Annotated in this window: 11 protein-coding genes; 4 read left to right on the top strand and 7 right to left on the bottom strand. The window is 74.6% G+C overall.

Annotated features, from left to right (window positions below; all coding sequences use genetic code 11):
• Window positions 1–55 precede the first annotated feature (55 nt).
• Together HDA34_RS09165 and HDA34_RS09170 are read right to left on the bottom strand one after the other, a co-directional pair.
• Window positions 56–853: an ABC transporter ATP-binding protein gene (locus HDA34_RS09165; RefSeq protein ID WP_041103971.1), complete on the bottom strand. Its 798-nt coding sequence runs from the start codon at window positions 851–853 to the stop codon at window positions 56–58.
• Between the two features lie 80 nt (window positions 854–933).
• The gene (locus HDA34_RS09170; protein WP_041103973.1) at window positions 934–2,085 is read right to left on the bottom strand and encodes an ABC transporter permease; all 1,152 of its coding nucleotides are present in this window, start codon (window positions 2,083–2,085) and stop codon (window positions 934–936) included.
• A 187-nt stretch (window positions 2,086–2,272) separates the two neighbouring features.
• On the opposite strand from HDA34_RS09170, the gene HDA34_RS09175 reads away from it, so the two are divergent.
• Together HDA34_RS09175 and HDA34_RS09180 are read left to right on the top strand one after the other, a co-directional pair.
• Entirely contained in the window at window positions 2,273–3,652 is a 1,380-nt protein-coding gene (locus HDA34_RS09175; RefSeq protein WP_052520068.1) for a sensor histidine kinase, read from the top strand.
• Window positions 3,649–4,278, top strand: coding sequence for a response regulator (locus HDA34_RS09180; protein WP_020624423.1), 630 nt, complete (start codon window positions 3,649–3,651; stop codon window positions 4,276–4,278). The genes HDA34_RS09175 and HDA34_RS09180 overlap by 4 nt, the downstream gene beginning before the upstream one ends.
• Before the next feature lie 42 nt (window positions 4,279–4,320).
• Here HDA34_RS09180 and HDA34_RS09185 read toward each other — a convergent pair whose 3' ends face one another.
• Entirely contained in the window at window positions 4,321–4,590 is a 270-nt protein-coding gene (locus HDA34_RS09185) for a hypothetical protein (protein ID WP_036314260.1), read from the bottom strand.
• Window positions 4,591–4,652: 62 nt separating this feature from the next.
• Here HDA34_RS09185 and purD point away from each other — a divergent pair, with 62 nt between their 5' ends.
• Both purD and HDA34_RS09195 read left to right on the top strand, forming a co-directional pair.
• On the top strand, window positions 4,653–5,942 hold the full coding sequence (purD, locus tag HDA34_RS09190) for a phosphoribosylamine--glycine ligase (protein WP_134377249.1): 1,290 nt from the start codon (window positions 4,653–4,655) through the stop codon (window positions 5,940–5,942).
• Window positions 5,939–6,886 carry a phosphoribosylaminoimidazolesuccinocarboxamide synthase gene (locus HDA34_RS09195; RefSeq protein ID WP_044658867.1) on the top strand — a complete coding sequence of 316 codons (948 nt, stop codon included), beginning with the start codon at window positions 5,939–5,941 and terminating at the stop codon, window positions 6,884–6,886. The genes purD and HDA34_RS09195 overlap by 4 nt, the downstream gene beginning before the upstream one ends.
• 65 nt (window positions 6,887–6,951) lie before the next feature.
• Here the strand turns inward: HDA34_RS09195 and HDA34_RS09200 are convergent, their stop codons facing one another.
• Genes HDA34_RS09200 through HDA34_RS09215 form a run of 4 tightly spaced genes read right to left on the bottom strand, consistent with a single transcriptional unit; the run spans window position 6,952 to window position 13,851 of the window.
• The gene (locus HDA34_RS09200; protein ID WP_134377250.1) at window positions 6,952–8,817 is read right to left on the bottom strand and encodes an ABC transporter ATP-binding protein; all 1,866 of its coding nucleotides are present in this window, start codon (window positions 8,815–8,817) and stop codon (window positions 6,952–6,954) included.
• Window positions 8,814–10,652, bottom strand: coding sequence for an ABC transporter ATP-binding protein (locus HDA34_RS09205; RefSeq protein WP_036314269.1), 1,839 nt, complete (start codon window positions 10,650–10,652; stop codon window positions 8,814–8,816). Before HDA34_RS09205 ends, HDA34_RS09200 begins: the two co-directional genes overlap by 4 nt.
• Before the next feature lie 41 nt (window positions 10,653–10,693).
• Window positions 10,694–11,662, bottom strand: coding sequence for a metallophosphoesterase (locus HDA34_RS09210; RefSeq protein WP_044658869.1), 969 nt, complete (start codon window positions 11,660–11,662; stop codon window positions 10,694–10,696).
• Window positions 11,663–11,667: 5 nt separating this feature from the next.
• On the bottom strand, window positions 11,668–13,851 hold the full coding sequence (locus tag HDA34_RS09215; protein WP_044658870.1) for a transglycosylase domain-containing protein: 2,184 nt from the start codon (window positions 13,849–13,851) through the stop codon (window positions 11,668–11,670).
• Between the last annotated feature and the right edge of the window lie 43 nt (window positions 13,852–13,894).

Below are 13,894 nucleotides of genomic sequence, written 5' to 3' on the forward strand. Positions count from 1 at the left end.
ACGCGCCGGGCGTCCGGGGCCGGTGGGCCGGGTCAGGTCCGGCGGCATCACCGGCTCACTCCGCGGAGAGCCGCCCGTCCACCATGGTCAGGGTGCGGTCCGTGGCGGAGAGGAACTCGTGGTCGTGCGTGACCATGAGCGTCGCCACCTGCTCCTCGCGGGTCAGCGTGCCCAGCAGGTCCACGACGGCGGCCGAGCGCTCGCGGTCCAGCGCGGAGGTGGGCTCGTCCACGAGCAGCAGCGTCGGCGAGGCCATCAGCGCGCGCACGATGTTCACGCGCTGCCGCTGACCGCCCGAGAGCTGGTGCGGGCGCTTGCCGGCCTGGTCGGCCAGGTCCACACGCTCGAGCAGCTCCAGGGCCCGCGCCTTGGCGGCCCTGCGGTCGGCGCGGGTGGCGTCACGGTCCAGGTGCACGGTCAGCTCCAGCTGCTCGGCCGCCGTGAGGGACGGGATGAGGTTGGGCTGCTGGAAGATCATGCCGATCTCCTGGCCGCGCAGCGCGGTGCGCTCCTTCCGGGACAGCCCGGCCATCTCGCGGCCGGCCACGGACACGCAGCCGGAGGTGGGCGTCACCAGGCCCGCGGCCACCGCCAGCAGGGAGGACTTGCCCGAGCCGGACGGGCCGACCATCGCGGTGAACGTGCCGGGGAGCAGGTCCAGGCTCACCTCGTCCAGGGCGCGCAGCACGCCGCGCTCGCCGTCCGGGTACTCCAGCACGAGGTCGCGCACGGACAGCGCGGGGGTGGCGTCGGCCGCGGCGGCGGGGCGCTCGCCGGCGACGCGGTGGGCGGCCGCGGCGGCCGGGGTGCGGAGGGCGTCGAGGTCGGCCTGCGGGGCGGTGAGGGTGGTCATGGGGAGGTCCTTTCTCCAGGCGGGGGCGAGGCGGAGCCGAGGGGGACGACGGCGCCGGGCGGCGCCGTCGTCGGAGGCGGTCAGTTGCCGCCGAGGGCGACCAGCGGGTCGATCCGGGTGACGCGGTAGACCGCGACGACGGCGGCGAGCATGCCGAGCACGAGGACCCCGGCGGCGGGCACCGCGGTGGTGGCCCACGAGAGCTCGAACGGGACGGCCCGCCCCGCGAACGCGCCGACCACGGCGGCCAGCCCGGTGCCCACGGCCACGCCCCCGACGAGCACGAACGCGGCCTGCGCGAGCGAGTCCTTCAGCACCCAGCCGTTCGAGCCGCCGAGGGCCTTGAGCACCGCGATGTCGCGGGTGCGCTGCACCGTCCAGATGGACAGGAACGCGATCACCACGAGCGCCGAGATGCCGTACAGGAAGCCCTGCATGGTCATCAGGGAGCCGTTCTCGGACCGGTAGCTGGGCAGGGCGGCGTAGGAGCCCTTCACGGTCTCGGCGACGGTGCCCGCGGCGTCGTCACCGGCGGCGGCCACGGCGTCGACGTCGGCGCCGGCGTCGAAGCGCACCAGGCCGGCGGTGCCGAGCACCGCGTCGTCGGCGGTGTGCGAGATGGCGTTCCAGTCCTCGAGCGCCAGCCACGTCACGGGGGAGTGGGAGTAGTACTCGGTCGGCACGACGTCGGCCACGGTGTAGACGAAGCCGGAGACCGCGACGGCGTCACCCTCCTGCGCGTGGAGGGAGTCGGCCACGTCCTGGCTGAGCACGATCTGCCCGGGCTCGACGCCGGCCGGCGCGTCGGAGCCGCCCGGGGTGAGACCGATGAACGCGGTGGTGGCCACGCCGGTGGTGGGCTCGCCGGACACGTCCGCGCGGCCCTGCGGGTCCGTGTCCACGGGGTGCTCGAGGCCGATGGCCCGGCCCTGGCTCACACCGAGCGGCTCGACGGAGGCCACGCCGTGAGTGGCCGCCCACGCGTCGCGCTGGGCCACGGTGAACTCGGACTGGGTGAACGACGCGGTGGGCTCCTGGCCCGCCGCGCCGCCGAAGACCAGACGCTGCACGCCCTGCTCGCCGAGGCGGTCGATCGCGGCGGTGTTCTGCCCGCCCAGGCCGGCCGTGAGGCCGGAGAGCATGACGAGCAGCAGGCTGATGAGGGCCACCACGGAGCCCATGAGGGCGAACCGTCCGGTGGCGAAGCGGAGGTCGCGGAGTGCGAGGAACACGGGGCGCGTCCTTTCCTGGGAGAGGTCTGTCCTGAGATTGCCTCCACGGTCTCGCGCGGGGAGGGGTCGGCACATCGCCCGCGGCGGCTGGACCCGGTCAACCGAATGGTTGATCCCGGCGGCTCAGCGGCGCAGCCCCGGGGCCGCGGGCCGCTGTCGCGTCCGGGGCGCGCCCTAGGGTGGAGCCATGTCCGTCGCACCCCGCGCCGCCGTGCCCCCCGCGGCCGCCGAGACCGGCACCACCGCCGTGCTCGCCGGCCTGCGCGTGGCCCTGCACGTCACGTTCGCCGCGCTGCTCACCGTGGGGCTGGCGCGCGCGCTCGCGGACCGGTCCCCGGAGGCGTCCTCCGGTCCGTTCCCGGCCACCACCCTGGTGCTGCTGACCGCCGCGCTGGCGGGCGTCTACCTGGCCGGGACCGTGCTGGAGCGGCGCCGGTGGGCCCGGGGCGACGACGTCGGCCGCGGTCCGGCGGTCGCCTGGCTGGCCCTGGTGCTGCTGCTGTGGGGCCTGCTCGTGGCCCACCACGGCGACTTCGCGTGGGTCGCCTTCCCCCTCTTCTTCGTCGTCCTGCACGTGGTCGACCGGGTGGCCCGGCAGGCCTGGGTGCGCCACGTGGTCGGGCCCGCGCTGGTGGTGGCGATGGCCGTCGTCGTGGTGGCCGGGATGGCGGCGGGCGCCGGCGGCGTGCGGGTGCCGGCCGTGATCGGTCCGCTGGTGGGCGCCGCCGTGGCCGTGGTGCTCTCCGGGGCGTACCGCGCCCTGCACGCCGAGTCCGAGCGCCAGCGTGCCGTGGCCGAGCAGCTGCGCGCCGCGCAGGCCGAGCTCGCGCGCACCGAGCACCGGGCGGGGGTGAGCGCCGAGAGGGAGCGGCTCGCCCGCGAGATCCACGACACCCTCACCCAGGGGCTGGCCTCGATCGTGCTGGTCTCGCGCGCGGCCCAGGACGCGCTCGACGCCGCCGACCCCGCCCTCGCCCGGCAGCGCATGGAGACCGTGCGCGCCACGGCCGCCGAGAACCTCGCCGAGTCCCGCCGCTTCGTCCGCGACCTGCGCGGCACCGGGGCACCGTCCCTCATCGAGGCGCTCGAACGAGCGGTCGCCGGGTTCGCCGACCGGCAGGCCGCCGCCGGGACGCCCGTGGCTGCGGACGTCGAGGTCGTGGGGGAGCCGGTCGCGGTCGCCGAGGCCGTGGAGACCGCGGTGCTGCGAGCCGTGCAGGCCTCCCTGGCGAACGTGGGCGCGCACGCGGGCGCTCGGCGCGCCCGGGTCACGCTGGGCTACCTCGGTGATGAGCTGACGGTGGACGTGGCCGACGACGGCGCGGGGTTCGACCCGGCCGTCGTCGCGGCCCGCCCCCGGGCCGGAGCCGCCGGTGCCGACCCGGGGGCGGGGACCGGCGTGGGGCTGGCGAGCGTGCGCGAGCGTCTCGCTGCGGTGGGCGGCGAGGCCACCGTCGAGTCGGCCCCCGGCGAGGGCACCGTGGTGGCGCTGCGGGTGCCGCTGGCCGCCGCCGGGGCCGGCCGGAGCGCTGATCCCGAGCAGACCGAGAGCGAGGAGACCGCATGAGCGTGCGGGTGATGCTGGTGGACGACCACCCCGTGGTCCGGGCGGGGGTGCGGGCCGTCGTCGAGGCGCACCCGGACCTGAGCGTGGTGGCCGAGGCCGCCGACGGGGCGGAGGCGATCGGCGTCCTGGAGGCGGGCGAGCCCGCGGTGGACGTCGTGCTGATGGACCTGCAGATGGGCGCGGGGATGGACGGCGTGACCGCCACCCGCGCGGTGCGGGAGCGGTGGCCGGGGGTGCAGGTGCTGATCCTGACGACCTTCGACACGGAGGCGGACATCCTCGCGGCCGTGAACGCGGGCGCTGCCGGCTACCTGCTCAAGGACGCCCCGAGCGAGGAGATCGCCTCGGCGGTGCGGCAGGCGGCGGCGGGGCGCAAGGCGCTGGCCCCGCAGGTCGCGGCCACGCTGATGGGGCGCATGTCCGGCGGCTCCGAGGTGCTGTCCGAGCGGGAGATCCAGCTGCTCGAGCTGATCGCGCGGGGCGCCACGAACAAGGTGGCCGCGAAGGAGCTGTTCATCTCCGAGGCCACCGTGAAGACGCACCTGGTGCACATCTTCCAGAAGCTCGGGGTGGACAACCGCACGCGCGCCGTCGACGAGGCCCGGCGACGGCGCATCATCCGCTGACGGGCAGGCCGAGGCGGCCGGCCCTGGAGGGCCCGGCCCTGCTCAGCGGCGCCGCACGTACCGGGTGATCACCGCCGCGGCGACGGCGGCCAGCGCCAGCACGCCGAGCGCGGCGGGCAGGCTGAGGTCGCCGCGCTGGACGCCGAACCCCCGCAGCGTCCAGAAGACGATCAGGGCGCACGTGAACATCACGCCGACGAACATCCAGACCGACCGGAGCCCGGGTCCCAGCCCCGCACCGGGCCGGTGGCGGGGGTCACGGGGGTCACCGTCGTCGCCGGGCTGACCGTGGTGGAGGGGAGGCATCGTCATGCGCTCCACCGTAGGGGCCACGGGCCGGGCCGGGCCAGGGCCACCGCGTAGGCTTCAGGCTCGTGAAGACCCTTGTGCTCGGCAACGGCGGCCGCGAACACGCGCTGCTCACCGCCCTCTCCCGTGATCCGCAGGTCAGCGCCCTCCACGCGGCGCCCGGCAACGCCGGCATGGCCGACCTCGCCACCCTCCACGCCGTCGAGGCCACCGACCCGGCCGCCGTCGTGGCGCTCGCGCGCGAGCTGGGGGCCGACCTCGTCGTCGTCGGACCCGAGGCCCCGCTGGCCGCCGGCGTCTCCGACGCCCTGCGCGAGGCCGGGTTCGCCGTGTTCGGCCCCTCGCAGGCCGCCGCGCAGCTCGAGGCGTCCAAGGCCTTCGCCAAGGAGGTCATGGCCGCCGCGGGCGTGCCCACCGCCGGCTCCCGCGTGTGCACCACCGCCGCGGAGGCCGCCGCCGCCCTCGACGAGTTCGGCGCCCCGCACGTCGTCAAGGACGACGGTCTGGCCGCGGGCAAGGGCGTCGTGGTCACCTCCGACCGCGCCGAGGCCCTCGCCCACGCCGAGGCCTGCTTCGCCGCCGGCGGCACCGTGGTGATCGAGGACTTCCTGGACGGCCCCGAGGTCTCCCTCTTCGTGATCTGCGACGGCGAGGCCGCCGTCGCCCTCACCCCCGCCCAGGACTTCAAGCGCATCCACGACGGCGACGCCGGCCCCAACACCGGCGGCATGGGCGCGTACACGCCGCTGCCGTGGCTGCCCGAGGGCTTCACGGACGAGGTCATGGACCGCGTGGCCCGCCCCGTGCTCGCCGAGATGGCCCGCCGCGGCACCCCGTTCACGGGCGTGCTGTTCTGCGGCCTGGCCGTGACCGCCGAGGGCGTGGAGGTCATCGAGTTCAACGTGCGCTTCGGCGACCCCGAGACCCAGGCCGTGCTCGCCCGCCTCGAGACGCCCCTGGGCGGGCTGCTCGCCGACGCCGCGGCCGGCCGGCTCGGCGCGGACCGTCGACTCGAGTGGAGCGACGACGTCGCCGTGGACGTGGTCATGGCCTCGGCCGGCTACCCGGCCTCCTCCTCGAAGGGCGACGTGATCAACGGGCTGGCCGACGCGGCCGGCCTCGAGGGCGTGCACGTGATCCACGCGGGCACCGCGGTGTCCGGTGAGGACGTGGTGACGGCGGGCGGCCGGGTGCTGGCCGTCGTCGGGCGCGGGGCGGACCTGGCCCAAGCGCGCGAGCGCGCCTACGCGGGCGTCGAGCGCATCCGGTTCGACGGCGCCCAGTGGCGCACGGACATCGGACTCAAGGCCGAGCGCGGCGAGATCACCGTGCCCGGGACGGAGGGAGCGAAGTGAGCGGGGAGCGCGTGGGGTTCACGGGGGCCGAGGCCCTCGAGCTGCCGGGCTGGCGGCACGTCTACTCGGGCAAGGTGCGGGACCTGTACGAGCCCGCCGACGCCGAGCCGGGGCGGTCCGCGACGCTGCTCGTGGTGGCCTCCGACCGGATCAGCGCCTACGACCACGTGCTGGAGCCGCCGATCCCGGACAAGGGCGCCATCCTCACCCGGCTGACCCTGTGGTGGTTCGAGAAGCTGGCCGAGGGCTACAACGGGGCCCACGCCGAGCCGGTCGAGCACCACGTGGTGAGCACGGACGTGCCCGCGGCCGTGGCCGGGCGGGCGATGATCGTCAAGCGCCTGGACATGTTCCCCGTGGAGTGCATCGCCCGCGGCTACCTGACCGGCTCCGGCCTGGCCGAGTACCGCGCGTCGGGCACGGTGGCCGGCCTGCCGCTGCCCGCCGGGCTCGTGGACGGCTCGCGGGTCGACCCGCCGATCTTCACGCCGTCCGCGAAGGCCGAGGTCGGCGAGCACGACGAGAACATCACGTTCGAGCAGATGGTCGAGCGCGTGGGCACCGAGGCCGCCGAGCGCCTGCGGTTCCTCACCCTGGACCTGTACGCCCGCGCCGAGGCGATCGCCCGCGAGGCCGGCATCATCCTGGCGGACACGAAGGTCGAGTTCGGCGTGGACCCGGCCACCGGCCAGGTGGTGCTGGGCGACGAGGTCCTCACCCCGGACTCCTCCCGGTTCTGGGACGCCGAGGACTACGAGCCCGGCCGCCCCCAGGCGAGCTTCGACAAGCAGTTCGTCCGCGACTGGCTCACGGGCCCCGACTCCGGTTGGGACAAGACCAGCGGGGAGGCCCCGCCGGCGCTGCCCGCCGACGTCGTGGCCAAGACCCGCGACCGCTACGTGGAGGCGTACGAGCGCCTGACGGGCCGCCCCTTCGACGCCTGACCCGGACTTTCGAACGTGGGGTAGGCCCTCTGCCACGTTCGAAAGCGCGTCGGGCGCGCCACCCATCAGGCGAGCGAGTCCTCCCAGGCCCGGTGCAGCGCCGCGAACCGGCCGTCGGCCGCCACCAGCTCGGCGGGGCTGCCGTCCTCGATGATCCGGCCATCGTGCATCACGAGCACCCGGTCGGCGGTCTCGACGGTGCTGAGCCGGTGGGCGATGATCAGCGCCGTCCGGTTCCCCAGCAGCCGCTCCAGCCCGGCCTGCACGAGCCGCTCGCTCGGCAGGTCCAGCGACGACGTCGCCTCGTCCAGGATCAGCACGGCGGGGTCCGCGAGGAACGCCCGCGCGAACGACACGAGCTGCCGCTGCCCCGCGCTCAGCCGCCCGCCGCGCTTGGCGACGTCGGTCGCGTAGCCCTCGGGCAGCCCCAGGATGAAGTCGTGCGCCCCCACCGCCCGGGCGGCCGCCTGGATCTCGGCCTCGGTGGCGTCGGGCCGGCCGAGGGCGATGTTCTCCGCGATCGACCCGGAGAACAGGAACGCCTCCTGGGTCACCATCACCACGTTGCGCCGCAGATCCGCCTGGCTGAGCTCGCGCAGCTCCACCCCGTCCAGTGTCAGCGAGCCGGTGGACACGTCGTAGAACCGGGCGATGAGCTTGGCCAGCGTCGACTTGCCCGCGCCCGTCTGGCCCACCACGGCCACGGTCTGACCCGCCGGGATCACGAGGTCGAACTCCGGCAGCACCACCCGGTCCGGCCCGTAGCTGAACACCGCGTCCCGGAACTCCACCCGCCCGGACGCCACGCCCGTCCCCGGAGCGTCGGCCCCGGGCAGCGGCGTGGGCTCGGCGGCCTCCACCACGGTGGGCTCCTCCTCGAGCAGGCCGGAGACCTTCTCGAGCGCCGCCGTCGCGGACTGCAGCGACGAGTAGAACATCGCCACCATCTCCATGGGCTGGAACACGCGCCGTCCGGCCAGCAGGAGCGCCACGAGCACCCCCACCTCGAGGTCGCCGTCGAGCACGCGCAGGCCCCCGGTCACGAGCAGCGCCGCCACCGTCAGGTTGCCCGTCGCCACGAGCACCGGCTGCAGGATGCCGAACAGGTTGAGCGTGGCCACCATGTCGTCCCGGTAGGCCGTGGCCAAGTCGCGGTACCGCGCGTCGTTGTCCCGTTCCCGCCGGAAGGCCTGGACCGCGCGGATGCCGGTCATGGTCTCCACGAAGTGCACGATCGACCGCGCCGAGGACACCCGCGACCGCCGGTACGCCTCCTCGGACCGCACCTGGTACCAGCGCGTCACGATCGCCACCGGCACGGCCGCGCCCAGCAGCACGAGGAACGACGGCGGGTCCAGCAGCAGGATGGACGCCGCGGTGAACGACATGAACATCAGCCCGGACACGAGCGAGGACAGGCCCTGGTCCAGCAGCTCCCGCAGCGCCTCCAGGTCCGAGGTCTGCCGCGAGATCACCCGCCCGGACGTGTACCGCTCGTGGAAGCCGAGGCTCAGCCGCTGCGTGTGCCGGAACACGCGCAGCCGCAGGCTCAGCAGCATGGCCTGGCTCGCCCGCGCGGTGAGCCACGTGTACGCCCCCAGGAGGCCGCCGGAGACGAGGGCCGCCGCCACGTACGCCCCGCCCACGGGGACGAGGATGGGCCAGACGGACTCGCCGGCCCGCACGGCCTCGACGACGCGCGGCAGCTCCGCGTCGATCGCCCAGGCGATGATCAGCGGACCGGCCGCCCGCGCCGCGTTGGACACGAGGACGAAGACCACGGTGAGCAGCAGCGTCCCCCGGACCGGCCGCGCGAGCTCGCCGAGCAGGCGGAAGGATCGGCGCCGGATGTGGCGGCGCTCCGCGCGGGTGTAGTCGAGGTCCTCTTCGGCCCCCACGCCGCGCACGCGGCTCACGTCGGCGGCGCTCATGCCTGCTCCTCCGGTCGGCTCGAGATGATGTGCCGGTACACGGCGCTGCGGGCCAGCAGTTCGGGGTGCGTCCCCACGTCCTCGATCCGCCCGTCCGCCAGCACCGCGACCCGGTCCGCGAGGGCCACGGTGGAGGGACGGTGCGCCACGATCAGGGTGGTCGTCCCGTCGAGGACCTCGCGCAGGCGCGCGGTCACGGCCTCCTCGGTGCGCACGTCGAGGGCGGAGAGGGGGTCGTCCAGCACGAGCACGTCCGGGCGTGCCGCGATCGCGCGGGCGAGGGCGATCCGCTGGCGCTGTCCGCCGGAGAGGCTGAGGCCCTCCTCGCCGATCTCGGTCTCGACGCCGTCCGCCAGGTCCGCCACGAAGCCCGCCTGCGCGGTCTCGAGCGCGAGGTCGAGCAGGGCGTCCGCCGCGGGGGAGTGGAGGCCGTCCGCGAGCACGTCCGCCGGGGCGCCGAGCAGCACGTTCTGCCGGATGGTCGCGGAGAACAGTGTGGCGTCCTCGAACGCCACGGACACCCGCCGGCGCAGCTCCTCGAGCGGCATCCGGCGCACGTCCACCCCGTCCACGCAGACGGAGCCCGCCGTGACGTCGAGCAGCCGGGGGACCAGCTGCAGCAGCGTCGACTTGCCGGCGCCGGTCGCGCCGACCAGGGCCATCGTCTCGCCGGGCACCAGCTCGAGGTCGACGCCGTCGAGCAGGTCGCGCTCCCCGCGCCCCGGGTCCGCGTCCGGCCAGCGGAAGCGCACCCCGCGGAACGCGAGCGCGCCGGTGGCCGGGGGCACGACGGCGGCCTCCCCGGTGGGCGAGGCGATGTCCACGGGCGTGGCGAGGACGTCCACGTGGCGGTCGATCGCCGTGCGGGCCGAGAGCGTCATGCCCATCAGCTGGCCCACCGACTCGACCGGCCCGGCCAGCACGGCCGCGGTGGCGAAGTAGGCGGCGAGCGCGCCCACCGTCAGCTCCCCGGTCGCCACGAGCCACAGGCCCAGGGCGAGGCCCAGGCCCAGCACCGTCTCCGGCAGGGCCACGATGAGCGCGATGAACCGGGCCAGCACCGAGGCCTTGTGCACCTCGGTGCCCTGCAGTGTGCGGGCGCGCCCGCGGAAGCCGTCGAGGGCGTGCGCGCCGCGGCCGAACGCCTTGAGGACGCGGATGCCGTGCACCGACTCCTCGACGGACGTGGCGAGGTCCCCGGCCTGGTCCTGGGAGAGCCGGGACGCGGCGCGGAAGTCGTTGCGGAACCCGAACGACGCCCACATGATCGGCACGGCCGCGGCGAGGTAGAGCAGGGCCAGCTGCCAGGACAGCAGGAACAGCAGGACGAGGCCGACGGCGATGGTCACCACGTCCACCACGAGCATGACCGAGCCGAACGCGATCCACCGCCGCAGCAGCGAGAGGTCGCCCTGGGCCCGGGAGAGCAGCTGCCCCGAGGGCCACGCGTCGTGGAACGCCACCGGCAGGCGCTGGAGCCGTTCGAACAGGGCGATGCGCGCCCGGTTCTCCACCCCGGCGGCCGGCGGGAGGATGAAGTACCGGCGCAGGCCGATGAACGCGGCCTCGGCGAGGCCGAGCACGGTGAGCAGGCCGGCGGCCCGCCACACGTCCGCGCGGGAGTCGGGGGAGGAGGGCCCGGCGAGCACAGTCTGCGTGAACACGGTGTCCACGAGCAGGTGGATGACCTGCGGGATGGCCAGGGCCACGAGGCCCGCCGCCGTGGCCGAGGCGAGCCCGAGCACCCAGCGCGCCCGCACGCCCTCGAGGTACGGTGCGATCCCGCCCAGGGCGTCACGCAGGGACGAGGCGGCGGGAGAGGTGGCGCGGGTCACGGGGCTCCACTGTACCCGCGGCCCCGGACGGGACAGGCGGCTCAGCCCCGCGGGACCAGGTCCAGCACCACGGCCTCGGGCCGGCACGCGAACCGCACGGGCGCGGACGGCGCGGTCCCCAGGCCGGCCGACACCTCGAGGGGGACGGTCCGCCCCGCGGCCATCCACGTCGAGACCCCGGAGGCCTGTCGGCGGGGCAGGTCGCAGTTGGTGACGAGCGCGCCGAGGAACGGCACGCACACCTGCCCGCCGTGGGTGTGGCCCGCGAGCAGCAGGTCGGCGCCGTCGGCGGTCATGGCGTCCAGCACGCGGCGGTACGGGGCGTGGGTGACGCCCAGCCGGAACCGCCCGTCGTCGCCGGGCCGCCCGGCGCCGCCGTCGGGCGCGGAGCCGGGGAAGCCGGCCCAGGCGTCCAGACCGAGGTGCGGGTCGTCGGTGCCGGCGGCGAGGACCTCGAGCGTGGTCCCGGCGCGGGTCGGCACGGCCAGAGCGGCGCCCCGGTTCGTCAGGTCGGCCCAGCCGGCGGCGCGGAACGCGCCGAACAGGACGTCGGAGGGAAGCCGGGGCCGGTCCGCGTCCATGCGCGAGGGGCCCGCGAAGTACCGGAGGGGGTTGGCCGCCTTGGGCGCGTAGTAGTCGTTGGAGCCGGGCACGAACACGCCGGGCCGCGCCAGCAGCGGCCCGAGCGCGTCGAGCACGAGCGGCACCGACGCCGCGGCGGACACGTTGTCACCCGTGTTGACCACGAGGTCCGGCTCGAGTGCATCCAATCCGCGCAGCCACGCCCGCTTGGCCCGGTGCCGGGGCAGCAGGTGGATGTCCGAGAGGTGCAGCACCCGCAGCGGCGCCGACCCGGCCGGCAGCACGGCCAGTCGGTGCGTGCGCACCGTCCGGGCCTCGGCCTCGGCGAGGCCCCAGGCCAGGCCGAGGCCCGCCGTCGCGGCCAGCCCGGCGGCGGCAGGCGCTGCGGCGCAGAACATGCGCCGGGCGGGGGAGGCGGCGGGGCGCATCGCGGTCAGAAGCCCGGGACCGCCTGGGGCTGCGGCCCGCCCCGGTCCAGGTCGTCGATGGTGAACTGGCGTCCGTCCGGGTGCTCGCCGGCCTCGCCCGGGTCCTCCGACTGCGGGCCGTCCCACTCGGGCAGTTCACCCGGCGGGAACTTCTCCTTGGCCAACTGGTTGTACTCGAGCCAGGACGGGCCGTTGATGGAGGTCGAGTAGAACGGGTTGCGGACCTCGCCATTGACGGTCTCGCCCGTCATGGACTTCAGGTTGTTGTAGCGGCCGGTCCACACGGCGGTGGCCAGCTTGCTGGTGAATCCGACGAACCACGTGGAGGACACGTTGTCGTTCGTGCCCGTCTTGCCGCCGAACTCGTAGCCGGCGCCCTCCTCGGCGATGTTGAAGCCGCCGATGTGGCGCAGGACCGGCATCAGCTCCCGGACGTGGTCCGGGTCGATGACCTGGTCGCACTGCGGGTCGGCGACGTCGTACTGGTTGCCGGCGGTGTCCGTGACCTCCAGGATGGCGCGCGGCTCGCAGTACAGGCCGTTCGCGGCGATGGCGGCGTACGCGCCGGCCAGGGAGAGCGGGGCCACCGAGTCCTTGCCGAGCAGGAAGGACGGGTCGTCCGGCTGCAGCGGGGAGCTGTCCAGGGCACGGGTGATGCCCAGCTGGGTGGTGAGGCTCGTGATGTCGCACAGGTCCAGCTGGTACGCGGTGGCGACGGTCGGGGTGTTCACGGACCAGAAGAGGCCCTCGTCCACGCGCACCTGCCGCAGCATGTCGGGGATCACGTTCTTGAACTGCCAGGTGCCGCCGATCGTGGTGTAGCCGCCCGGGCGGCACGAGGCCGCGAAGCGCGTGCCCGTGGGGTAGACGTTCCGGGAGGCGTCCACGGAGTCGACCAGGCGGTTGCCGTTGCGCAGCCAGGTCAGGGCCACGAAGGGCTTGAGCGTGGAGCCGGCCTGGAAGCCCTGGCCGCCGCCCCACTGCTTGTCCACGTTGAAGTTCAGCGAGGTGTGGCCGAGCTCGTCCTGGATGGCGTACTCGGTGTTCTGGGCCATGGTGCGGATGTTGCCGGTGCCGGCCTCCACCGAGGTGAGCGCGTGGCCGGCGCCCAGCGACTCGTTGTTGGGCACGGAGGCGCGCAGGTTCTTCTCGGTCTCCTTCTGGAGCGTCGAGTCGATCGTCGTGCGGATGGTGAGTCCGCCGCGGTCCAGCAGGGCCTGCCGGGACTGGACGTCCGGGCCGAACGTGGGGTCGGCAAGGATCTGCCGCTCCACGTAGTCGCAGAAGTAGGCGCCGAACTTGGCGTAGAGGCAGCCCGAGGGGCGGGACTCCATCACCACCTCCATCGGCTGGGCGACGGCGTGGTCGTACTCCTCCTGGGAGAGGTAGCCGTTGTCCTTCATCGCGTTCAGCACGAGGTTGCGCCGCTCCGTGGCCTCCTCCGGATTGCGGGCCGGGTTGAACCGGGTGGGGGACTGGACCATGCCGGCCAGCGTGGCGGCCTCCCAGCTCTCCAGGTCGGCGGCGGACTTGCCGAACACGTACTGCGAGGCGGCCTCGACCCCGTAGGCGCGGCCGGAGAACAGCACGATGTTGAGGTAGCCCTCGAGGATCTCGTCCTTCGACATCTGCTCCTCGACGGCGACGGCGAGCTTGATCTCCTTGACCTTGTCCGCGATGTTCTTGGAGCCGGAGAGGGTGAGGCGGGAGTCGCCGCGGATCTGCTGCACGTTCACCAGCATGTTGTTCACGAACTGCTGGGTGAGGGTGGAGGCGCCCTGCGTGGAGTCGGAGGTGGCGTTGTTCACGGCAGCGCGGATGAGGCCGCGCGCGTCCACGCCGTCGTGATCGTAGAAGCGCTCGTCCTCGATGGCCACGATCGCGTGCTGCATGTGCTCCGAGATCTCGTCCAGCGGGACCGGGGTGCGGTTCTCCTCGTAGAAGACGGCGATCTCCTCACCGTCCTCCGAGAGGATGCGCGACGGCACGGAGACCGGCTCCGTGGGCAGCTCGTCCGGCAGCTCGTCCAGCATCTCCCGGCCCGACGCGGCGGCGACACCGGCCAGGCCCGCGACGGGCAGCAGGAGGGCCGCCACGAGCAGGCCGGCCACCGCCGAGAGGCCCACGAAGGCGAGGAGGCGGCCGAGGGCGCTCGAGGGCGCGGGGAAGCGGGTCGTGCGGGAGGCCATGGGCGCGAGTGTAGCGCGGGCACCTGGGACCTCTTCCGGGGTC

Source organism: Micrococcus luteus (genome assembly GCF_014138885.1).
GTDB lineage: Bacteria > Actinomycetota > Actinomycetes > Actinomycetales > Micrococcaceae > Micrococcus > Micrococcus luteus.